We start from the raw sequence: 24,408 nt of genomic DNA on the forward strand, positions 1-24,408 counted from the left end.
TACAATTCGGTGTAATTGCTATATCAAAAAGTCCTATTCTAGTCGTTATAGGTAGAGTAATGACTGATACATTAGTAAAACTACCATTTGTAACGATTGTTCAATTATGAAAACAGAAATACAAAATACATAATAAAATAAGACTGACATAATAAATCAGTCTTATTTTTGTTGTGTAACATCATTAAGAATCGCATGAAATATATCCTTTTGCGTGAAATTATCAGTAAAAACAATTTCTCTATCAACTTCAATTGTATCGTGTGGATTATACCATTTTTGTAATGAATCCTCACCAAATTCATGCCGTTTTTCTCTTGTATTTTGCCGTCTAATCGTTTCTTCTAATGATAAATCGAAGTAATATGTAAACGCATTTTTATCAAAATAATGTATTAATTCTCTTAACATATCACCGTACCTACGATTGTTCAAAATACCTTCTACAATAACAAATTCACATTTTCCTTTTCCGTACTTCGCAATTTCAAATAGTAAATCATGAGATAAGTTACCCATCGTGTCGTGCACTTTTAGCATATCTCTACGCACAACGTCTTGAGAGACTAAAAGTGTACCTTGCCCGAAATATTCTTGTAGTTCTTTTGCGATTGTTGTCTTGCCACTTGCGGAGTTTCCTCTAAGGATGAGTAATGTTGATTTTAATATAGGATGTGACATAATATATTTCCTCCGACTTCTTTCAATCTGAATTTTATTATATAGAAAATTTTAACAAATAAAGTGTGGGAAGTGTATAATCAATATGTTGGAAATATAAAGGAGGGGGCTAGATGGGAGAGAAATTAAAGAAAGTACCACCTATATGGAAGCGGACTTGGTTTCGTTATCTAGGGGCATTTATACTTGTTCAAGTACTATTTATTACTTGTGAAGTGACTGCCTGGGCACCAAACTTTAGACCTGGCGGAGAATTTTTTAATAGAATTTTAAATTCTCAATTTTTCACAGAATGGTTCACACCATATCAAATTCCGCAATTTAATGTATTTACAGCATTTTTTGCGATTACATTACTACCATATGCACTAATAGGTGCAATTAAAGATTTAACATTAAGAAAACATATAAATGAACAATAGAGGTGTCACATGCTATTTCAAAAAGGAAAATTATTTGTTAGATACGTAATAGAAGATGATGCACCTATCATTTCCAAATGGTTAACAGATCCAGAAGTCCTGCAGTATTACGAAGGACGAGATAATCCTCAGTCTGTAGAAAAAGTACTCACTCATTTTATACATAATCCAAGCAGTAATGAAAAAAGATGTTTAGTAGAATTTGATGCCGTTCCGATCGGTTACATACAAATGTACCCAGTAGATTCTGGATGGAAAGCGTTATATGGATATGAAGAATTGCATAATGTATGGGGAATGGACCAATTTATCGGTGAACCAGCCTATTGGGAAAAGGGAATTGGAACAAAACTCGTTCAAGTAGCAATTACATACATTATAAAAGAAGTTGGTGCGGAAATAATTGCAATGGACCCTAAAGTAAATAATGAACGTGCGATAAAATGTTACGAAAAATGTGGATTTAAAAAGGTGAAGATACTAAAGGAACATGAACTACATGAGGGGAAATTAGAAGATTGCTGGATGATGGAATATAAACAATAAAAATAGCTTATACAAACAAAGGGAGATGCGTGAAATGAAAAAAGCATTAATGGTAATTGATGTGCAAGCGGGTATGTATACAGCTGGAATGCCAGTACATAATGGGGAAAAGTTTTTAGAAACGTTACAAGAGCTTATAGGGGAATGCCGTTCAAATGATATTCCGGTTATTTATGTACAACATAACGGGCCGAAAGATCATCCTTTGGAAAAAGGTACAGATGGCTGGGAAATCCATGCGGCAATTGCTCCGCAAGAAGGGGACAGTATCGTTGAAAAGACGACGCCAGATTCATTCCATAAAACGAACTTAAACGAAGTGTTACAGGAAAAAGGGATTGAGTACGTAATTATTTCAGGTATGCAAACAGAGTACTGCGTGGACACGACAACGCGTAGAGCGTGTAGTGAAGGGTACAAAGTAACGTTAGTTAGTGATGCGCATAGTACGTTTGATACTGATGTATTACGTGCTGAAGATATTGTTAAGCATCATAACGTAGTGTTTGGAGCGTTTGCTGATGTTGTTGCATTTAAAGATTTGAAAGTGTAAGTGGGAAAGCGGCTGTCTCTAAAAGAATGGCCGCTTTTTTGATTTGAAATCAAGTTTTCGAAATGAATCAATAAATCGATTTGATTGATCCTAATGATTGAATGAAAATTACACATATTGTACCAGCCACACAAATATTTATTAAATTGCTTGAAATTTTTGCTTTACCGAATTTCAAATTAAATTTTTCACTAATTGCATAAGTTAACGCAATGTACGGCATTAAGGGGAGTTTCGCTAGTGTATAGCCCATATAAAAAAGCTCACTTCTCATATAAAAATAGATGAGGAGTGAGCCTTTTTGTTATGAATAATGACAGATGATAATAATTAGAGTTATAAGGGATATGATGTTTTGTATATTTTTATCTGTTGGTGTATATATGTTGTATTTATTATTTTTGGATTTCAAATGAAATTTCTTTAGCTGCTTCTAAAGCTATTTTTTTAGCTTCTGCTTTAACATAGGACGCTGCTATAACGTATCCATATCGATGTCCCATTGATGTAGGTGGTTTTAGAAAAGTTCCTTTTTTAGGTTTTATATAAACTTTCTCTACACCAGGATATCTAGAACTACGATTTTTCCCTGTAACTCGAATTAGTTTTCCTATAGATTTAACTGTTAGGTAATGAGCATACACATATTTATGATGTTTTTTATTTAGTGAAGGTTTATTTCCTAACATTAATTGAATAGTTTCTTGTACTAAGTTGATTCCATGCCCAATTTCAATTATGTCATTCATTGCTCCACCTGATATTCTGGGGTTTATCTCAATTAATTTCCAAACATCATTTACTCTTCGGAGTTCTAGATGACAAGCTCCATTTTTCATATTAAAAGCCTGAATAACAGAATTAACTGCATTGAAAAGACTATTGTATAGTCTTTTATCTACCTGTACTAGTAAAGAATAGCCAGTAACAATAAAGCGTTCAAAAAGTGTAATTTCTTGTTCAATTACTGCTATAATATGGACTTTTCCATTTTGAACTAAAATTTCGACTAGGTATTGAGGTCCATCTATATATTCTTCAAGTAGAATTTCTTCATTAGGTAGTTTTTTTAAAAGACTTTGTATAGATAAAATTAATTGATCTTTATTTTTTACTAATAATACATCTTTTGATCCTGTTGATTTAGGGGATTTCACAATAAGAGGGAAATTTATCTTATTAGTTTTTTTAAAAAAAGATGATAATGATTCTGTCGGTTTATAAATTAAATAGTTGAGTGAGATTGGTAAATCTTTAAGTACATGACGAGTTAATATTTTGTTTTCCATATGATGGATAGCTTTAGTAGATACAATATTTGAGCAAAATTTTTCTGATAAACGTGCAGCCATATAAACATAAGGGTCAATAAAACTAAAGATCCCTTTTATGTTTTTTCCTGATTTATTTAATTTTTCAATTGTTGTAATTATATTATCATAATCATTTATATCAGTGAAAATCATCTGATGTACATCAGGGAATATAGTACGTTCATTAATAAATTTTGTTTTTTTAGTTAATAAAACAGTAAAGAAATTAAGTTTTTCAGCTGCTTTGATTGCTTCCCTACTTGATCCAGATTTATTTGTTTCAATGAAAACGATAGTATCCATTTTATGTCACCTTAACCTTTATCATTTATCATTTTATAAAACCTCAAGTTTATTATTTCTATAGGTAGAATATTAAAATGAGGTTAAGCTTGTTCTGGATTTTTCGAAAAATGGTTGAATGAGGGAGAACATGAATATATATATATTGAATTTGATATTCGTTTTGAAAAAGACCTTTAGAAAGAAGGGAAGAAGAACTAATATGACTATAATTGGTATGCTTCATCATCGGAAAGATCCGAATGACGTAAAGAAAGCATATACTTATGCTGCTGTAGCTAAAGCTGAAGGTGTGGAATTTTTTTATTTTACTTTAGGGAAAGTAAATATAGAAACGAAGAAGATTTTAGGTAAAACTTATGAAAATGGTAAGTGGATTGAACAAGAATTTTCTTTTCCAGATGTTATTTACAATGCAAGTGTTCATGTTAGTGATAAAAATCAGCAAATCTATGATTATCTACATGAAAAAGTTCCTTTTACAAGTCATTCAATTGGAGATAAATTAAGTGTATATAACAGAATAAATAGAGCAAAAAAATTTAAGCAATATCTTATTCCTTTTTATGAATTAAATGATGTTAATAAGTTTTTTGTCATGATTAATCGTTATGAAAAACTTATTATTAAACCAATTTCTGGACATCAAGGTAGTGGTATTGTTTTCATTGAAAAAAATGGGATGAATTACAGTATGAATGAGTCAGAACAAATTTCATCTATTAATAAAAAACAATTACGGAGTTTTATATCGGATAAGATTCAAGAGCAAGGATACATAGTTCAACAGTTTATTTCATGTCAAATGAAATCTGGTCATGTTTATGATTTTCGATTGCATGTTCAAAGAAATGGGGAAGGCAGGTGGGTTGTTACTTCTATATTCCCGAGAATAGGTCCATTAGGAAGTGTTGTATCAAATATGGCTAAGGGTGGTTATAGTACTTATTTAGATGTTTTTTTAAAAGCGGAGTTTGATAACGATTGGTATAATATTAAAAGGTATTTAGAACGATTTGCAGTAACTTTTTCTAGCCATTTTAATTCTTTATTTAAGGATGTATTATTTGATGAGTTAGGAATTGATGTAGGGATTGATAAAGATCAAAAATTGTGGTTATTTGAGGTGAATTGGAGACCAGGGGTACCTAATATATTTAATCTTGAATTAGATGTAGCTAGAAATTTAATTCACTATGCTAGATATTTGGCTGATAAATCCAAATAAGAAAAGGAAAGTAGAAAAATAAAATGCAACCTAGAAACCTTTATATACCAATGTTTCTACTCATCTCTCTTTCTATATCTCCTATAAGGCTTTTCTCCATACATTCCGCTGGATTGTCGTCAAGTCGACGTACCTAATACGAGCAAAATACCGGAACCTTATCATACATCCTTCATTGTGGGCGGGGGTACATATTTATAAAAAAAATACGCTTGTCCAATCCATTATCATTCTCCAGTCATTTAATATTACAAAGGGGGGAGAACATGGAAAACAATGAAGAAATCACGTTTCGATTTGTAAAAAAAGATGGAGAAGAAATTAATTTGGGAAATCTTGCTGATAAACGAAAAATTGTCATTGTCATTAATAATCAGATTACATTTGCACCGAATACAACACAAATTGCCAGTGGGGCCGGACAAAACAGTGCAGCAGGAAGTAATGCAGCAATTGATTCATCGAATACTAGACAGCAACAAACGGTGGGCGCTGGAGGCGAAGCTATAAATAAGGGGATTAGTGGGGACCAGATTGAGCCGCATAAAATGAAAGAAGAAAATTCGGATGAAGAGGTAGAATTTGTACTTATCATCAATAATCAAATTAATAAAACCCGTAAGGAACAGGCTAGTGCTACTCAAGTGGCAAGTGGTGGTGGAGATGACAGTGCAGCGGGAACTAACGCTGCCATCGAAAGTTCTAATACTAAACAGCAACATGCAGTGGGAGGCGGAACGGATAGCTCGGCAGAAAATGCAGGTGAAGAAGGCGACCAAATAGAAAAATGTGATTAAAGAAAAGGGCAGAATNNATTCTGCCCTTTTCTTTAATTGGTTATTACAGTTAAGGTAGTTTTACTCTTGATAAACACTTTTTTAGATGGGATAGCACAACATGTTCATCAACTTAAGCATTTAATCACACCTCAAAACAAAAGATGTACATTTTCTCTTGGAGACAGCCATTTATTCGTTTTGAGGTATTTGCTTTTTTTAGCTTGATGGCGATGGAGCTCCTTCATCAAAACATTACTTCTTTTTATCTTTATCCAACACATTCTGTTCTTCCGCAAACTCTGTACCATATGCAAAACGGCGATTAATATGAATGTTATCGTTGTTGTGCCTTGTGTGCGAGTTAGAAAAACGATGAACGATTACTTCTGATAATGTAAAGACAATCGCAGAAAGGATACTGCCCCATGCAATTTGCATATAGTTGTCTAATAAAATATTACCGAAAATCCATACGCTTAAATATGTGAGTAAGAAATCCGACATAATGGCACCATTATTGCCAATGCGCTCTAAAATAATTTTATCAACGAACATATAAGATACGATTGTAACGAAGAGACTGAACGAAATAATTTGAACAAACGTTGCAGGGAAAAACAAAGCGAGTCCAATACTAAATGCGATAATGCACGATATAAATTTGATAAGTACTACAGTAAAACCATTCAATATTTACACCTCCGATTTATACATAGTTTTGCAATAAATTCAGGAGTTCATACATTGTAACGGATTTATTTAAATAAAACTTTTTCATGTCGTTGTTTTTATCTAAATATTATAAAAACAACGAAAAAATGTTATAGTAAAATGAGAGTATATGACATTTTTAGGTAAGGGGGAATCCGGGATGTGGATTACTTCAGAAGTAGAAATTCCAGATGAGTTAATCGATCATCTTGAACAAGGGAAGCTAGTGTTATTTGTTGGAGCAGGAGTTTCTATGCAAGGGAAATCAAACTTACCAAATTTTGATGATTTAGTTGATGAAATTGCGAAAAAGTTATATGTAGAAAAACGTGAAATAACTGAACCGCATGATTATTATCTTGGTAAAATTGCAAAAACGAAAGACATACATCAAGTTGCGAGAGATGTTGTTCATATAGAAAAATCAAAACCGAATCCACTGCATTATGCAATTCCAAGGCTGTTTCCTTTAGATATAGATGTCCGTATTGTAACAACAAACTTTGATCAACATTTTACAACTGTAATTAAAGAAATGAATAGAGAGATTAATGTTTATTACGCACCAGCTTTACCGACAGGGAGAGCGTTCAAAGGACTGGCTTATATACACGGCAATGTAGAACAGGAGAAAGATGCTTTAATTTTAACAGACGGTGATTTTGGAAGGGCTTACTTAACGGAAGGATGGGCGAGAAGATTTTTAGTTGATTTATTCTCAAATTATACCGTTTTATTCGTTGGATATAGTCATAATGACCCAGTAATGAAATATTTAGCGACTGGTTTACCACCAAGTACAAGGCGTTATGCATTTGTCGCCCAAGGGGAAAATACATATCATTGGGAGCATTTAGGAATCAGACCGATTGTGTATCCAAATAAGGTCAATAATCATCAATCCCTCGTCAAAGCGGTGAAGCGATGGGCGGAATTAATGGGCGATAATTATATTACAAAAAGGATGCGTATTCGGGATATTGTAACAGTGCCACCATCAGTAGAACAAGAACAATTATCATACATAAAGCAATCAATAAAAAAAATTGAAACAGTCCGTTATTTTGTTGAATTTGCCAGAGATTATGAATGGGTGGAATGGCTTGAGGCAGAAGGGAAATTACGAAATTTATTCTTGCTCACGCCAAACTATAATGAGGTAGAGGAATTACTTGCAGAATGGTTAGTAGAGCAATTTCTTTTTAGTCATCAGAAGGAACTATTTCAACTTATTTATAAAAATCATTCAAAAATATCCCCATTATTGTGGCGAACAATTTGTCGCTATTTAAACGAAATGAAAATAAAGATGGATCCGTTGTTGTTTGCAAGGTGGACACTCCTTTTGTTAGAAACTGCTGAAAAAGATAGTAGCTCTATTGAAAATATTTCATATTTACTGCAAAAATGTTCTTTTCCTGAGCATAAAGAAATTGCATTATTGTTACTAGCGTTTATTCTAGATGGGAAACTTAAATTAAAGCGTGTAAGAAAGTGGGGAAATGATACGCAAGAATCAATAGAACTTGAGGAATCGAGTCGTATACCAGTGTCTATATTTTCTCAGGTGGAGAAAATTTGGGATGAGAAGATGAGACCGTATATTTCTTATTACGCTGTTCCAATAATGATTATGGGATTAGAGAAGATGCGACTATTGTCATTAAGACAAACAGCTTTGAAAAAAAGAGATAAGGAAAATGAAGAGAAAGAGTTTCATCAAAATGACCTTGCATTTTTAATTCAAATTGTAAAAGAGTGTTTAACTTATTTATGTGAAAACAATGAGAAAAAAGCGAATTACTATATTACAGAAATGATAGAAGCAAATAGTGTACTTCAAAAGCGAATCGCAATTGATGCGATGAATAAAAATATATTCGTTAGTGTAGATGACAAAATGAAATGGTTGTTACATGAAGGGCTTCTTTTAGATTTCACTTATAAACACGAAGTTTTTCAACTTTTAAAAAGGCAGTATACACATTCTTTAGAAGAAACAAAGGAAGAAGTCATTCAAACTGTATTGAAACACCTTACAGAGGAAAGAGCATTTGATGTATGTCTCGTATTAGACTTATTATTCACTTGTGATCCCAATAGTCCATCTACAGCAAAAGGGTATGAGTTAATGAAGCAAAAGCATCCTCACTTTCATTCTGATCGATACAGTGTACAAAAGAAGAAGACGACAGAACAAAGCATTATTTGTAATGTGACTGCGGATGGCTTACTGCAATTAAAAGATGATGAAATTATGAAGCAAGTTCAGCAATTTTCTCAAGACGGTGTGTTTGAACAACGCCATTTTTTAGAGATGCTATCTAAAGCATGTAAATTGAATACAGAGTGGAGTATTTCATTTGCATATCAATTAGTAGGCGTGCACGAAATAAGTAATGAAGTATGGTTTGTTTGTATTAGAGAGTGGCGAAATAACCGGGAACTGACAAATGAGCAAATCCAAAAAATTATTCCGCTATTGCAGAAATTTGTTAGAAATACAGCATTTCATTGGTTAATTAGTAGTTTTCTATATGAAATTAGCAATCGATTAGAAGAGTTAGAGGAGAATAGTATACGAGTTGTAAAACGCTTTGCTTTTTCAGTTTTCCCTCAAGTAATGAAAAGTAATACGGATTTTAAGCTTGGAAAACAAGACTTTTACAATGAATCGATTCAGCATCCTGTTGGGAAAATGACAGCTGTATTATTAAAACTGTTATCATATGATCATTTATACGATCGTAATGTGTATGAATATTTATTTTTATTTGAAGAACAAGTAAGAAATAGTTCAGAACGGACAAACTTTATGTTGGCGCGTTTAATAGCAGATATTACATTTCTATATCATATTGAGAAGCAATGGTGCCGAAAATATTTATTACCGTACTTAGATTTAAAGAAAGAAAATGAGATTACAAAATATGCGTGGGCGGGCTTATGTTATACGCAAATTAATTTACCTTTATTTACAGAGATGAAGCGATTTATTAAGTATGCGGTAGAACATTTGGAAGTTTTGCATCCGCATACACGGGAAGCGTTCTTGAAGTGGCTTAGCTTTGTGTTTATTAAATGTGTACTGTACTGGGAGCAAAAAACAGATTGGTTATACCCGCTACTTATACAAGGAAACGAAGAGAATAAAATTAAGTTTATGCAGCATGTATGCTATTATGTCAAAACATTAAGCGTAAAAGAACAGCAAAAATTTTGGACAGCTTGGCTTAGTGTATTTTTGCGAGAACGACCAAAAATGGGTGAGATAACAACGAGAGAATATGTAATGCTTTTACGCATTATTTTATACATGGATGAGATTGTAGAAAAAGGATTATGTATTATATCTCGTACATTTTTAGATGTAAACGGAAAATGTACGGAGGGGGAAATGAAGCAGTTATTTACTGAAATACTGGATAAGAAGGAAAGTATAAAAGCACATAAGGAAATGTATGCAAATGTGTTTTTTATTTTACTACAAACATGTCAGGAAGCCGATTTACTTGAAAGTGAAATTATACAAATGAAAAAACAATTAATCGAGTATGAAGTAGATAAACATGTATTAAATTTAATAGAAAATGAGATAATTCGCATCGGAATTGTAATGGGAAATTTACAAAAGGAATTATAGGTCGAAAGTGGAATTTTAAAAAATATATAAAAAGTTGTTGACAGTGTTTTGAAAAGCGTTCTATAATACGAATCATACTTATTCAATTTCAAAAACATTTGAATAAACAAAGTGCAATGAAGAGATCACAGTAGTGGTTAGTCTTACTGTAACAGAGAGCTGGTGGTTGGTGCGAACCAGTACAGGGATAATCATGAATTACAGTCTTGGAGCATCTTTTTCGTAGTAAAGATAGTATCGTCTTTATGAAGAAAGAGCGGTCAATTGATCGTTAACAGTGAAGAGAGGTAGACAGTAAAGTTAGTCTACAACTAGGGTGGTACCGCGATAAATATCGTCCCTACTGATTTATTCAGTAGGGACTTTTTGTATTTTAATGGTCCAACTTGAAAATAAAATATATATGCGTTGAAAGGAAAAGGAGTAGTTGTTGTTTCCCTGTAACAGAGAGCTGGTGGTTGGTGTGAACCAGTACAAAAACAAGAGCGAATTACAGTCCTGGAGCATCTTTTTCGTAGTAAAGATATGTATCTTTATGAAGGGAAAGACGGTCACATTGATCGTTAACAATGAAGAGAGGTAGACGAAAGAAGTCTACAACTAGGGTGGTACCGCGATAAATATCGTCCCTACTGATTGGATCAGTAGGGATTTTTTGTACAAAAAATGTGGATTTTTACTGAATCGATAGTGTCTTTATGGTAATTATTAGTTTAAAATAAGAAGAGGTATCGATTCCACTTTAAGTTTGTATAATTAACCAGTTCAGAAAATAGAGAATTTTCCATTCTCTTACTATACTTTTAAAACATTAGAGGAGGATTTCCAAATGGCAAATCATGAATTAGATCAATTACGTAAACAGGTAGATGAAATTAACTTACAACTATTACACCTATTAAACAAACGCGGTGAAATCGTTCAAAAAATCGGGGAGCAAAAGCAAGTGCAAGGTACGAAACGTTTTGATCCAGTACGTGAGCGTGAAGTACTTGACATGATCGCAGAAAATAACGAAGGACCATTCGAAACATCAACGGTTCAACATATTTTCAAAACGATCTTCAAAGCAAGCTTAGAATTGCAAGAAGACGATAACCGAAAGGCGTTACTTGTTTCACGTAAAAAGAAACAAGAAAATACAATCGTTAATGTGAAAGGTGAATTGATTGGTAACGGCACACAAACATTCATCATGGGACCTTGTGCGGTAGAAAGTTTAGAACAAGTTCGCCAAGTAGGGCAAGCGATGAAAGATCAAGGCTTAAAATTAATGCGCGGTGGTGCTTTCAAACCGAGAACATCTCCATACGACTTCCAAGGTCTAGGAGTAGAAGGTTTACAAATTTTACGCCAAGTAGCAGATGAGTTCGATTTAGCGATTATTAGTGAAATTTTAAATCCGAACGATGTTGAAATGGCATTAGACTACGTTGATGTAATTCAAGTTGGCGCACGTAACATGCAAAATTTCGACTTACTACGAGCTGTAGGTAAAGTTAACAAGCCAGTATTACTAAAACGTGGTTTAGCAGCAACAATTGATGAATTCATTAACGCAGCAGAATACATCATTGCGCAAGGAAATGATCAAATCATTCTTTGTGAACGTGGTATCCGCACATACGAAAGAGCGACACGTAACACATTAGACATTTCAGCAGTACCGATTTTAAAGAAAGAAACACATTTACCAGTTATCGTTGATGTAACGCATTCAACTGGACGCAGAGATTTATTATTACCAACAGCGAAAGCGGCACTAGCAATTGGTGCGGATGCAGTAATGGCTGAAGTACATCCAGACCCAGCGGTTGCATTATCAGATTCTGCACAACAAATGGACATTCCAGAATTCCATAAATTCATGGAAGAGTTAAAAGGATTCAAAAATAAATTATCTTAATTCCATATCATATATGCGCTGAAGAGGAAACAGTAGTGCTTATCTCACTGTTAAAGAGAGCTGATGGCAGGTGTGAATCAGTACAAAGATAAGCATGAATTACAGCCTTGGAGCATCTTTCCCGCCAATAATGGAGGGAAGGACGGTCAAACGATCGTTAAAGAAGAAGAGAGGTAGACGAAAGAAGTCTACAACTAGGGTGGTACCGCGATAAACATCGTCCCTACTGAGCGCTCAGTAGGGACTTTTTTGTACAAAAAAATAGTAAAGGGGCAAGAGAAATGAGATACATTACAGCTGGAGAATCACATGGTCCGCAGTTAACGGTTATTTTAGAAGGTGTACCTGCAGGTTTAACACTCGCAGCGGAACATATAAATAAAGAATTATTAAGAAGACAAAAAGGGCATGGTCGCGGGAGACGCATGCAAATTGAAACAGATACAGTTGAAATTGTAAGTGGTGTACGTCACGGAATGACACTTGGATCACCAATTACGTTAATTGTAAAAAATGATGATTTCAAACATTGGACGAAAGTAATGGGCGCAGAACCAATCTCAGAGCAAGAAAGTAAAGAAATGAAACGTACAATTACAAAACCACGTCCAGGACATGCGGATTTAAATGGAGCAATTAAATATGGCCATCGTGATATAAGAAACGTATTAGAGCGTTCATCTGCTAGAGAAACAACAGTAAGGGTTGCAGCTGGCGCAGTTGCGAAACAAATTTTATCAGAATTAGGTGTCAATATTGCAGGGCATGTGCTTGAAATTGGTGGTGTAAAAGCAAAACATATTTCAAACTTACCAATTGAAGAAATTCAAATGATAACTGAAAACTCACCTGTTCGATGTTTAGATAAAGAAGTAGAACAAGAAATGATGGATGCGATTGATAACGCAAAAAGTAGTGGAGATTCTATCGGTGGTATTGTTGAGGTAATTGCAGAAGGTATGCCAATTGGAGTTGGTAGTTACGTTCATTACGACCGTAAACTAGATGCAAAACTTGCTGGTGCTATTATGAGTATTAATGCATTTAAAGGTGCTGAAATAGGTGTTGGTTTTGAAGCAGCGAGACAGCCAGGAAGTAAAGTGCATGATGAAATTTTATGGGATGAAGAAAAAGGATACACGAGAAAAACGAATAATGCCGGCGGTTTAGAAGGCGGTATGACAACAGGTATGCCAATTGTCGTAAGAGGCGTTATGAAGCCAATTCCTACATTATATAAACCTTTAGCAAGTGTTGATATTGATACGAAAGAAGCATTCCAAGCGAGTATTGAAAGATCTGATAGTTGCGCAGTACCAGCAGCCGGTGTTGTAGCTGAATCTGTTGTAGCATGGGAACTTGCAGATGTATTAGTCGAACAATTCGGAAAAGATCGTATGGATTTAATTCAACAAAATATTATGCAACATAATAAATACGCAAAAGAATTTTAATAAAAAGGCGGGTTTAACATGCAAGTAAAAGATCAACTATCATCATTACAACCATATAAACCAGGTAAATCACCAGAACAAATGAAAGAAGTATATGGTGATCATTCATTTGTAAAATTAGCATCAAATGAAAATCCATTCGGCTGCTCACCGCGTGTGTTAGAAGAGTTGCAAAAATCATGGTTGGAACATGCTTTATATCCTGACGGAGGTGCTACAACGCTCCGTCAAACAATCGCAGAGAAATTACAAGTGCAAATGGAACAAGTACTTTGTGGTAGTGGCCTAGATGAAGTCATTCAAATAATAAGTCGCGCCGTATTACGAGCTGGAGATAACATTGTAACGGCTGGTTCAACATTCCCCCAGTATCGTCATCATGCGGTTATTGAAGGCTGTGAAGTGAAAGAAGTTGCTTTAAATAATGGTGAATATGACTTAGACGAAATTTCGTCAGCAGTAGATAACAATACAAAAATCGTATGGATTTGTAATCCAAACAACCCGACAGGCACATATGTTAATGAGCGAAAATTAACTCAATTTATTGAAGGCATTAGTGAAAATACGTTAATTGTCATTGATGAAGCGTACTATGAATACGTAACAGCAAAAGATTTTCCGGAGACATTACCGCTTCTAGAAAAACATAAAAACATTCTTATACTTAGAACGTTTTCTAAAGCGTACGGATTAGCTTCTTTCCGCGTTGGATATGCGATTGGACACGAAGAGTTAATCGAGAAATTAAATGTCGTACGTTTACCATTTAACGTATCTTCATTAGCGCAAAAAGCAGCGACAATTGCTTTTAACGATGAAGCATTTATTGAGGAAATTGTACGTGTTAATGCAAAGGGATTACAACAATACGAAAGTTTCTGTAAGGAAAATGAAATTCCATTCTATCCGTCGCAAACAAATTTCATTTTCTTGCCGGTAGATAATGGTGGAGAAATTTATGAAGCTTGTGCACACGCAGGATTTATTATTCGCCCGTTCCCGAATGGTGTCCGTATTACAATCGGAACAAGGGAGCAAAATGAAGGAGTGATTTCAATGTTAAAACAACACTTTGAAAATAAAAAAAGTAAGTCTCGAGATGAGGAAAATGTGTAAAAAAGTAGTATTAATTGGAACTGGTTTAATAGGAGGCTCTCTCGCATTAGCAATTAAGAAAGAGCACGATGTAATAATAACGGGTTATGATATATTTCAAGAACAAGTAGAACGCGCGAAAGAATTACACGTAGTAGATGAAGTAGCAGTAGATTTACAGCATGCATGTGAAGAGGCACATTTAATTATTTTTGCTTCTCCAGTTGAAGAAACGAAGAAGCTATTACACAAACTAGCGTCATTCCGTTTACGAGAAGATGTTATAGTGACCGATGTTGGTAGTACAAAAGGAACGATTATGAACGAAGCGGAAGTTTTATTTTCAAAGGAAGTTTCTTTCATTGGTGGACATCCAATGGCAGGTTCTCATAAAACGGGAGTTGAAAGTGCAAAAGCACATTTATTTGAAAATGCATTTTACATTTTAACTCCGATGAATCACGTGCCAAATGAGCAAGTGGAAGAGTTAAAAGATTGGTTAAAAGGGACAGGATCACATTTTCTCGTTTTAAATACAGAAGAACATGATTATGTAACAGGGATCGTTAGTCATTTTCCGCACCTTATTGCGGCAGGATTAGTAAAGCAAGTTGAGAAGCATGCGGGTGATAATCCACTCATTCATCAACTAGCTGCTGGAGGGTTTAAAGACATTACACGCATTGCATCTAGCAGCCCGAAAATGTGGAGTGATATTGTAAAGCAAAATCGAGAACATTTAATGGTATTATTAAAAGAGTGGATCTCTGAAATGGAAGAATTATATGATACAGTTTCTACTGGAGACGCAGGCGAGATTCAAAACTATTTTGCAGACGCAAAAGAATACCGTGATTCTTTACCAGTACGAAAGAGCGGCGCAATTCCTGCCTATCACGACTTATACGTCGATGTTTTAGATAAAGTAGGGGCTTTAGCTCACATTACGAGTATTTTGGCGCGTGAGGAAATTAGCATTACGAACTTGCAAATATTAGAAGCGCGTGAAGGGTTGCTTGGAGTATTACGTATTAGCTTCCAAAGAGAAGAAGATCGAATGAAAGCAAAACTTGCGCTTGGACAAGAAAAATATCAAACGTATGAAACAATTTAAATGAGAAGGTGAAAACGTGAAAGAAAAAACAATACAACCTGTTAATAACGGATTGAATGGCAACATTACAATTCCAGGTGATAAGTCCATTTCACACCGTGCTGTTATGTTCGGCGCGATTGCAGAAGGAAAAACGACAATTAAAGGTTTCTTGCCCGGTGCAGATTGTTTAAGTACAATTTCTTGTTTTAAAGAAATGGGAGTAGACATTACGCAAAATGGTGATAAAGTTACAGTAATTGGTAAAGGGTTAGAAGGTTTACAAGAACCGAAAGCTGTATTAGATGTTGGTAACTCTGGTACAACAATTCGATTAATGTCAGGAATATTAGCTAACACACCATTTTTCTCTTGCGTACAAGGGGATGCTTCTATCGCAAAAAGACCGATGAAACGTGTAACAAATCCATTAAAGCAAATGGGCGCAAACATTGATGGCCGAGAAGAAGGAACGTTTACACCGCTAATAATACGCGGCGGTGATTTAAAAGCAATCGAATATACGTCTCCAGTTGCAAGTGCGCAAGTAAAATCAGCTATTTTACTCGCAGGTCTTCGCGCAGAAGGTGTAACTGCTGTTACAGAACCACATATTTCACGCGACCATACGGAAAGAATGCTTGAAGCATTTGGAGTTAAAGTAACCCGCGAAGGAAAAACTGTGAAACTTGCAGGTGGACAGAAGTTAACAGCAACAGATGTTCAAGTGCCAGGTGACGTATCATCAGCAGCATTTTTCTTAGTAGCAGGTGCAATTATTCCAAATAGTAAACTAGTATTACAAAATGTAGGAATGAATCCAACTCGCACAGGTATTATAGATGTATTAGAGAAAATGGGTGCTACATTTACTGTAGAGCCAATTAACGAAGGGGCATCAGAGCCAGCTGCAAACATTACAATCGAAACATCTTCATTAAAAGGAATTGAAATTGGCGGAGATATTATCCCAAGATTAATCGATGAAATTCCTGTTATCGCCTTAGCAGCAACGCAAGCAGAAGGAATTACAGTAATTAAAGATGCGCACGAATTAAAAGTTAAAGAAACGAACCGAATTGATACAGTCGTTGCAGAGTTAACGAAACTAGGAGCTCGTATAGAAGCAACTGATGACGGTATGATTATTTACGGAAAATCAGCTTTAAAAGGCAATACAGTAAATAGTTACGGTGATCACCGCATCGGAATGATGCTTGCGATTGCTGGCTGTCTAGCAGAAGGAAAAACAACAATTGAAGATGCAGAAGCAGTAGGAGTATCATACCCTACGTTCTTTGAAGAACTTCAAAAGTTAGCGAAATAAAGTAATGAGAAGCAGATACGTAATGTATCTGCTTTTTTATGTTAGATTGTTATTAAATCGATATCTTTTGTTGAAACGCCTGTATAATTTCACTTACCGAAATAATATAGTAAGAATTATGGTACAATTCAAACAAGGAATGGAGGGGAAGTATATGAACGTCATACAATTAAAAGAAGATAAGCTCAGAGAAGCATTACGTTTATCAGAATACGCGTTTCAATATAAAGCAGATGAGGAACGAGTGCAGCAACAAATGACTCGAATGAAAGAAAGTCATGAAATATACGGCATTATGGAAGGGGAAGACTTAGCAGCAAAACTGCATCTTATTCCGTTTCATATTTACATAGGCAAAGAAAAATTTAAAATGGGAGGCGTTGCAGGGGTAGCGACGTATCCGGAATATAGAAGAAGCGGATATGTAAAAGAGCTGCTTCAACATTCACTTCAAACGATGAAAAAAGATGGATATACAGTATCGATGTTACATCCATTTGCCGTTTCATTTTACCGTAAATACGGCTGGGAACTTTGTGCGAATCGCCTTGTGTGTCATATGGAGAAGAGCGATTTAATTATGAAAAAACATGTAAATGGCACTGTGAAGCGTTTCAATAAAGAAAATCATCCAGAAGAAGTAGAGCAAATTTATGAAACATTTGCAGAACGTTTATCAGGTATGTTAGTGCGTGGAGAAAAATGGTGGTTACAAGCAGTTTATCATGACTTAACGTTAGCAATTTACTATGATGAAAATAAAATAGCAGCTGGTTACATGTTATATAAAATAGAAAACTATAAAATGACAGTAGAAGAATTTGTACCACTGCATAATGAAGCACGAAATGGTCTATGGAACTTTATTTGTCAGCATGATTCTATGATTAAAGAACTTGAAATGATAGTAAGTGAAAAAGAACCGTTGTTATATACATTGCAAGAGCCACGAGTGAAGACAGAAATGAAGCCATATTTTATGGGTAGAATTGTAGATGTAGAGCAGTTCTTAAATCAATATGAGTTTAATTGGAACAATGCGCAACAAGAAGTGATCTTACAAATTACAGATTCATTTGCACCTTGGAATAACGTAACTGTGAAACTTGCAAATCATGAAGTAACAATTATAAAAGAAGAGACATTGCATAAAGGAATTAGACTAGATATCAATGCGTTATCTACAATAATGTTTGGCTACAAGCGTCCATTAGAGCTAAATGAACTTGAATTAATTAGCGGAAGCGAAGAGGAAATACGAGTATTTGAGAATGTAGTGCCAGTACGTGAAGCATTTATTTATGATTTCTTTTAATTAGTATAGTGTGCAATGTGTGATTAGAAAAGTACTATAATGAAAAACAGTCTATAGTACTTTTCTATTAATAGAGTGAAATCATTATTTTAGGAGGAAAAAGAGAATGATTATGCAAGCTGTAGGGGCATAAATACTACATTAGTTTTGTCACGCACTTGACTTTTAATCCGTGTAATTTATAATTAAAAACGGAATGAATTTTCATTCCTGAAAATTGAGGTGGGAAAAGTGGCTAAAAACAAACAAGAGGATATTTTTGATGCTGCGATACAACTTTTCGCAGAGCGTGGTTACGATGGTACGACAATTCCGATGATCGCTGAAAAAGCAAATGTTGGCGCTGGTACTATTTATCGCTATTTTGAAAATAAAGAGGCACTCGTTAACTCACTATTTTCAAAGAGCATGTTGCAATTATCTGAAATACTAAAAACTGATTTTCCTGTTGAAGCAAATATTCGTGAACAGTTTAGTCATATTTATAACCGTTTATTTGAATTTGCGAGAAACAATGTGGATGCTTTTCTTTTTACAAATTCTCACTGTGATAGTTATTTTCTTGATGAACAGAGTAACAAAATATTTGACGATTTTATAGGCTTCTTTATGAATATTATAGAAGATGGAATCGCAAAAGGTTTTCTCCGTCCATTGCCTCCAGTTGCTTTAATTATTATTGTATATCAACCGTTAGAAAAATTAACTAAAGTAATGGCAACAGGGCAATTAGAATACTCAAAAGAATTAGTAAAAGAATTGGAAGAAAGCTCTTGGAATGCTATTAGAATCATTTGATTCTATAGCTCTATAAGGACAGGAATGAACATTCATTCCGAAATAGATATGTAAAATGAAAACAGGAGATGATATATCCGTACAACTAAAGGAATGAATATTCATTCCGACAGATGTAGGTAAATAAATTTAAAGATAATTTAATAGAATAATAGGAATGAACGTTCATTCCGGGTGCAACATGAAATTCTAAAAGTAGGAGATGATTCATATGAGCAACTTAAAAAATTGGAGAAGTTTATCTTTTCTATTATGGATAGTTATTACTATTACAATGGTCGTAACGATGCCTAATATGGATAAGTTAGTGAAAGAAAAAGGGCAAATTTCGATTCCTAATACAGAACAAAGTAGTATTGCTGACAAGATGATAAAAGAGATGGATAAAGAAGGGGCTGAAAAGTACGAAATTATAGCGGTTTTTAATAGTGGTAATAAAGCAGCTTTAACTACTGAGCAAAAAGAGGAAATAACAAAAACGATCAATGCGTTACAAAATGAAAAAGAGAAATTAGGAATTAAGGAAGTTGTTTCACATTTAGATAATAAAGACTTGGAAAAACAGTTAATTTCTAAAGACAATACGACTATTTTAACGCAAATATCGGTAGATAAAAAGCATGGTGAAATATCAAAAGTTGCAGAGGAGCTACATAAAAAAGTTAAACCGAAAGGGGTAAAAACATACTTAACAGGAAGTGACTTAATCGGAGATGATTTTCTTAAGTCCTCTCAAGAGGGAGTGAAAAAGACAGAAGTTATTTCAATCATTTTCATTCTTGTTGTATTAATCATTGTATTTCGTTCACCAATTGTTCCAATCATTTCTCTTCTTACAGTTGGGGTATCGTATTTAGTTTCAATGGGCGTAATTGCTCATCTTGTAGATCAATTTAATTTTCCGTTTTCGAATTTTACACAGGTGTTTGTCGTAGTTGTATTATTTGGAGTGGGAACAGATTATAACATTTTATTATATACAAGATTTAAAGAAGAATTAAGTAAACAAGAAAATGCATTTTTGGCTACGAAAGAGACATTTAAATCGGCTGGGAAAACCGTTTTATATAGCGGGATAGCGGTGCTAATTGGATTTGCTTCACTTATTTTAGCAAGTTTTAAATTGTATCAATCAACTTCAGCGGTATCAATTGGAGTTGCAGTATTATTACTTGTTTTAACGACATTAAATCCATTTTTCATGGTGCTATTAGGAAAAGGAATGTTTTATCCAGTTAAAACATTTAAAGGACATGAAGATAGTCGTTTATGGGGTTTCTTTGCGAAAAACTCGGTAGCAAGACCATTTGTTGCTTTAATTATTGTGTTTGTGATATCGATTCCTTTCGTATTAAAATATTCCAACACGCTGAATTATAATGACTTATTTGAAGTCGATAATAAGTATGAGTCAAAGATGGGGATTAACGAAATAGAAGACCATTTTCCACCAGGATTTTCGTCACCAGGTACGTTAGTCATTCAATCGGATAAGAAGTTAGATGAGGCGACTTCTCTACAAACATTGGATGAGTTAACTGATAAAATTTCGAAAGTTAAAGGTGTTTCAGAAGTATATTCACCGACGCGTCCAACAGGAGAAAAAATAAAAGAACTGTATATAAATAAACAGGCTGGAGAACTGAATACAGGCATAGGGGATGCAAATGGTGGTATTAAAGAAATAAATGACGGGCTAACTGATGCTAAGGAAAAAATGGGTGGTAATGACTCAAACAGTCTCGCAAATGTTCAAAAGTTAATTGATGGAACAAATGAAGCGAAAAATGGTGTATCGGCTTTAGGAACAGCGTTAAATCAATTATCAAATGGAATAAACGATGGAGCACAAGGAGCACAGCAAATTGAGAGTGGGTTAGCTTCAGTAAATGAAAATATAAATGTCCTATCTAATGCAACGTCGCAGCTTCATGCTGGCTATGCACAATTAGAAAAAGGGTTAAGCTCTTACGATCAATACTTTGGAAGTATTGCACAAGCAATTGATGGTGCGAAAAAAGGATACGAACAAATTGAAATGTTAATGACCAATTTCATTCAAACGAAACCAGAATTAGCAAATGATCCAAACATACAGCAAACGATAGGAATTGCGAAGGAAGCTCAAAAGCAATTAAATGCACTTTCAAAAGAATTAAACGAACTAGCAACGCAGCATAATGCAGCGATGAGTTTATTTAAAGAAGCGAATCAATCGTTACTGAAAGTAGATAGCGGTTTAAAAGAAATGAACAGTGGCGTTACGCAATTACAAAAAGGAGCAACCGAGCTGAAAAATGGCTTGAACGAAGGAGCTACAGGTTCAAAACAAATTGCGAACAAATCAGGTGAGTTACAATCTGGATTAACGAAAATAAACGATGGGCAAGGGCAGTTATTAACGGGGCTAAAAGATTTGCAAGAAAAGATGGGCCAATTACAATCAGGCTTATCTAAAAGTACAGAAGGTTTAGGAAAAGTAAGTAACGGTCTAGGGGATGCTCAAAAATATTTAGGTGAGCTGAATGAATCGAAAAGCTCTGAGAAGTTCTATATTCCAAAAGAAGTTTTGGAGGGAGAAGACTTCCAAAAAGCATTGAATACGTATATGTCACATGATAGAAAAACTGCTAAAATGACAATCATTTTAGATGTGAATCCGTATTCAAAAGAAGCGATGCCTATTATTCATGAAATAAATAAAACGATAGATGGCACGTTAAAGGGGACGGAATTAAATGATGCGAAAACAGCAATCGGAGGGACAACAGCTAGAAATGTTGATTTAAAAGAAGTAACTGGGCAAGATTTCTTGCGTACTGCTACGATTATGTTGATTGGAATTGGGATTGTATTAATTGTAATTACCCGTTCATTCTTAAATTCGATTTTTATTATTGGATCTTTAATTTTAACGTACTTCACATCACTTGGTATAAGTGAGCTAATAAGTACGCATGTATTAAACGTTGAGTCATTAAGCTGGAATGTTCCATTCTTTAGTTTCATAATGATTGTCGCTTTAGGAGTGGATTATAGCATCTTCTTGATGATGCGCTATAACGAGCTAGAAGGGGATTCACTAACAAAAATTATAACTGCATCTCGTCACATAGGCGGAGTCGTATTATCAGCAGCACTCATTTTAGGCGGGACATTTGCAGCTTTAATACCTTCAGGTGTATTAACTCTTATACAAGTTGCATCAGTTGCTGTTATTGGACTTCTATTATTAGCTTTTATTATTATGCCAGTGTTATTACCTGCTTTAATGGGGGTAACAGGTAAAATGAAGGACTATACAAAGAAAATAAGTAATAAAAAATAGTGAAATTGTCCATCACATCTTTATATTTAACGAATTCTTCGTCTTTCATATCGCCATTCATCTGTAAAAGGAAGTTGCCTTTTGCGTATGTATGGGAAAATAACATAGAAGATGGATGAATAGCANNTGCTATTCATCCATCTTCTACTATATAATAGCTATAGTCTACAATAAGTGAATCGTAATTTGCGGTTTTTAAGACAATCGGTGAGAAAACGCTGAAATAAGCGGTATTAGTAGGAGGACACAAATGATTACAGTAAGTAACGTTAGTTTGCGTTTCGCGGATCGCAAATTATTTGAAGATGTTAACATAAAATTCACACCAGGTAATTGCTACGGTTTAATCGGAGCAAACGGTGCTGGTAAATCAACATTTCTAAAGATTTTATCTGGAGAAATTGAGCCATCAACAGGTGACATACATATTACGCCAGGTGAGCGTCTAGCAGTATTAAAACAGAACCACTTCGAATATGAAGAGTTCCCAGTATTAGAAACAGTAATTATGGGTCACACACAACTTTACAAAGTAATGCAAGAGAAAAATGCCATTTACATGAAAGAAGACTTTAGTGATGAAGATGGTATGCGTGCTGCTGAACTTGAAGGTGAGTTCGCTGAGCTTAACGGTTGGGAAGCTGAGTCAGAAGCTGCAATCTTACTAAAAGGACTTGGTATTGGTGAAGATCTTCATGATAAGAAATTGTCAGAATTAACTGGTGCAGAGAAAGTAAAGGTATTACTTGCTCAAGCTTTATTCGGTAAACCTGACATTCTATTACTAGATGAGCCTACCAACCACTTGGACTTAAAAGCGATTCAATGGTTAGAAAACTTCTTAATGAACTTTGAAAATACAGTAATCGTTGTATCCCATGACCGTCACTTCTTAAATAAAGTTTGTACGCACATGGCTGATCTTGATTTCGGTAAAATTCAACTTTATGTTGGTAACTATGACTTCTGGTATGAGTCAAGCCAATTAGCTTTAAAATTAACACAAGATGCTAATAAGAAAAAAGAAGAGAAAGTAAAAGAGTTACAAAACTTCATTGCACGCTTTAGCTCAAACGCATCTAAAGCGAAACAAGCAACTTCTCGTAAAAAATTATTAGATAAAATTACATTAGATGATATTAGACCATCATCACGTCGTTATCCATTCGTTGGCTTTACACCTGAGCGTGAAATAGGAAATGACTTATTAACTGTTGAAGGTCTTTCTAAAACAATTGATGGTGAAAAAGTGTTAGATAATGTGTACTTCACTTTAAATAAAGGTGATAAAGTTGCATTTATCGGTCGTAACGATATTGCGATGACAACATTATTTAAAATCCTTATGGGTGAAATGGAGCCAGATAGCGGTTCATTCAAATGGGGCGTTACAACATCTCAATCTTACTTCCCAAGAGATAACTCTAAATACTTTGAGAACAGTGACTCCAACTTAGTTGATTGGTTACGCCAATTCTCTCCACAAGATGAGTCAGAAAGCTTCTTACGTGGTTTCTTAGGCCGTATGTTATTCTCAGGTGAAGAAGTTAAGAAGAACGTTTCTGTATTATCTGGAGGCGAAAAAGTTCGTTGTATGCTATCTAAAATGATGTTAAGTGGTGCGAACGTAATCACACTTGACGATCCAACGAACCACTTAGACCTTGAGTCTATCACTGCATTAAACAACGGTTTAATCGCATTCAAAGGTACAATGTTATTTACATCTCATGACCATCAGTTTGTACAAACAATTGCAAACCGCATTATCGAAGTAACGCCAAACGGTGTAATCGATAAAGAGGCTACTTACGATGAGTTCTTAGAAAATGAAGAGCTTCAAAAACAAGTAGATGCAATGTATAAAGGTCAATAATATATGAAAAAACCTCGCTCTCGTTTTGAGAGCG

Annotated in this window: 18 protein-coding genes, 1 pseudogene and 3 other annotated features; of the genes and pseudogenes, 15 read left to right on the forward strand and 4 right to left on the reverse strand. The window is 34.6% G+C overall.

Translation table 11 applies throughout. The features are described from left to right. Positions 1–162 precede the first annotated feature (162 nt). Positions 163–681, reverse strand: a complete 519-nt coding sequence (locus tag COC96_RS05900; protein WP_098768482.1) for a kinase — start codon at positions 679–681, stop codon at positions 163–165. Positions 682–794: 113 nt separating this feature from the next. Here COC96_RS05900 and COC96_RS05905 point away from each other — a divergent pair, with 113 nt between their 5' ends. The 3 genes from COC96_RS05905 to COC96_RS05915 are packed head-to-tail and all read left to right on the forward strand — an operon-like array spanning position 795 to position 2,202. Further along, entirely contained in the window at positions 795–1,103 is a 309-nt protein-coding gene (locus tag COC96_RS05905; RefSeq protein WP_098266373.1) for a YfzA family protein, read from the forward strand. Between the two features lie 9 nt (positions 1,104–1,112). Further along, positions 1,113–1,649, forward strand: a complete 537-nt coding sequence (locus COC96_RS05910) for a GNAT family N-acetyltransferase (RefSeq protein ID WP_098768483.1) — start codon at positions 1,113–1,115, stop codon at positions 1,647–1,649. Positions 1,650–1,683: 34 nt separating this feature from the next. Further along, on the forward strand, positions 1,684–2,202 hold the full coding sequence (locus COC96_RS05915) for a cysteine hydrolase family protein (protein ID WP_098266375.1): 519 nt from the start codon (positions 1,684–1,686) through the stop codon (positions 2,200–2,202). A 395-nt stretch (positions 2,203–2,597) separates the two neighbouring features. Here COC96_RS05915 and COC96_RS05925 read toward each other — a convergent pair whose 3' ends face one another. Then, the gene (locus COC96_RS05925) at positions 2,598–3,818 is read right to left on the reverse strand and encodes an ATP-grasp domain-containing protein (protein ID WP_098266376.1); all 1,221 of its coding nucleotides are present in this window, start codon (positions 3,816–3,818) and stop codon (positions 2,598–2,600) included. 130 nt (positions 3,819–3,948) lie between these two features. Between COC96_RS05925 and COC96_RS05930 the strand changes: the two genes are divergently transcribed. Beyond that, on the forward strand, positions 3,949–5,046 hold the full coding sequence (locus tag COC96_RS05930) for a YheC/YheD family endospore coat-associated protein (protein ID WP_098266377.1): 1,098 nt from the start codon (positions 3,949–3,951) through the stop codon (positions 5,044–5,046). A 266-nt stretch (positions 5,047–5,312) separates the two neighbouring features. Next, on the forward strand, positions 5,313–5,843 hold the full coding sequence (locus tag COC96_RS05935) for a hypothetical protein (RefSeq protein WP_098266378.1): 531 nt from the start codon (positions 5,313–5,315) through the stop codon (positions 5,841–5,843). 234 nt (positions 5,844–6,077) lie between these two features. On the opposite strand, the gene COC96_RS05940 is transcribed toward COC96_RS05935, so the two are convergent. Continuing rightward, positions 6,078–6,515: a YndM family protein gene (locus COC96_RS05940; protein WP_088229425.1), complete on the reverse strand. Its 438-nt coding sequence runs from the start codon at positions 6,513–6,515 to the stop codon at positions 6,078–6,080. Between the two features lie 181 nt (positions 6,516–6,696). Here COC96_RS05940 and COC96_RS05945 point away from each other — a divergent pair, with 181 nt between their 5' ends. From COC96_RS05945 to COC96_RS05985, 9 genes are all read left to right on the forward strand, one after another. Further along, the gene (locus tag COC96_RS05945) at positions 6,697–10,179 is read left to right on the forward strand and encodes a DUF4020 domain-containing protein (protein ID WP_098768484.1); all 3,483 of its coding nucleotides are present in this window, start codon (positions 6,697–6,699) and stop codon (positions 10,177–10,179) included. Between the two features lie 107 nt (positions 10,180–10,286). Then, positions 10,287–10,524, forward strand: a binding site (T-box leader). A 54-nt stretch (positions 10,525–10,578) separates the two neighbouring features. Continuing rightward, positions 10,579–10,813 (forward strand) — a binding site (T-box leader). A gap of 195 nt (positions 10,814–11,008) precedes the next feature. Further along, a complete protein-coding gene (locus COC96_RS05950) occupies positions 11,009–12,085 on the forward strand; it encodes a bifunctional 3-deoxy-7-phosphoheptulonate synthase/chorismate mutase (protein WP_098266380.1) in 1,077 nt (358 codons plus the stop codon). A gap of 9 nt (positions 12,086–12,094) precedes the next feature. Continuing rightward, positions 12,095–12,313, forward strand: a binding site (T-box leader). Between the two features lie 53 nt (positions 12,314–12,366). After that, the gene (aroC, locus tag COC96_RS05955) at positions 12,367–13,539 is read left to right on the forward strand and encodes a chorismate synthase (protein WP_098266381.1); all 1,173 of its coding nucleotides are present in this window, start codon (positions 12,367–12,369) and stop codon (positions 13,537–13,539) included. An 18-nt stretch (positions 13,540–13,557) separates the two neighbouring features. Then, on the forward strand, positions 13,558–14,658 hold the full coding sequence (gene hisC / locus COC96_RS05960) for a histidinol-phosphate transaminase (RefSeq protein WP_098266382.1): 1,101 nt from the start codon (positions 13,558–13,560) through the stop codon (positions 14,656–14,658). Next, the gene (gene tyrA, locus COC96_RS05965; RefSeq protein WP_098266383.1) at positions 14,651–15,751 is read left to right on the forward strand and encodes a prephenate dehydrogenase; all 1,101 of its coding nucleotides are present in this window, start codon (positions 14,651–14,653) and stop codon (positions 15,749–15,751) included. Before hisC ends, tyrA begins: the two co-directional genes overlap by 8 nt. Positions 15,752–15,767: 16 nt before the next feature. After that, complete coding sequence (gene aroA / locus COC96_RS05970) at positions 15,768–17,057, forward strand: 3-phosphoshikimate 1-carboxyvinyltransferase (protein ID WP_098768485.1); 1,290 nt, start codon at positions 15,768–15,770, stop codon at positions 17,055–17,057. 154 nt (positions 17,058–17,211) lie between these two features. Beyond that, complete coding sequence (locus COC96_RS05975) at positions 17,212–18,372, forward strand: GNAT family N-acetyltransferase (protein WP_141535989.1); 1,161 nt, start codon at positions 17,212–17,214, stop codon at positions 18,370–18,372. Between the two features lie 231 nt (positions 18,373–18,603). Next, on the forward strand, positions 18,604–19,170 hold the full coding sequence (locus tag COC96_RS05980; RefSeq protein ID WP_098266385.1) for a TetR/AcrR family transcriptional regulator: 567 nt from the start codon (positions 18,604–18,606) through the stop codon (positions 19,168–19,170). Between the two features lie 211 nt (positions 19,171–19,381). After that, positions 19,382–22,498 (forward strand): MMPL family transporter, encoded by a 3,117-nt coding sequence (locus tag COC96_RS05985; protein ID WP_098768486.1) that lies wholly within the window; start codon positions 19,382–19,384, stop codon positions 22,496–22,498. A 7-nt stretch (positions 22,499–22,505) separates the two neighbouring features. On the opposite strand, the pseudogene COC96_RS28445 reads toward COC96_RS05985, so the two are convergent. After that, positions 22,506–22,604 (reverse strand): annotated as a pseudogene (locus COC96_RS28445) (stress protein); the annotation flags it as partial. A gap of 144 nt (positions 22,605–22,748) precedes the next feature. Here COC96_RS28445 and COC96_RS05995 point away from each other — a divergent pair. After that, complete coding sequence (locus COC96_RS05995) at positions 22,749–24,374, forward strand: ABC-F family ATP-binding cassette domain-containing protein (RefSeq protein ID WP_098266388.1); 1,626 nt, start codon at positions 22,749–22,751, stop codon at positions 24,372–24,374. Positions 24,375–24,408 lie beyond the last annotated feature (34 nt).

Origin of the sequence: Bacillus cereus (assembly GCF_002577405.1) — a bacterium.
Classification (GTDB): domain Bacteria; phylum Bacillota; class Bacilli; order Bacillales; family Bacillaceae_G; genus Bacillus_A; species Bacillus_A cereus_AU.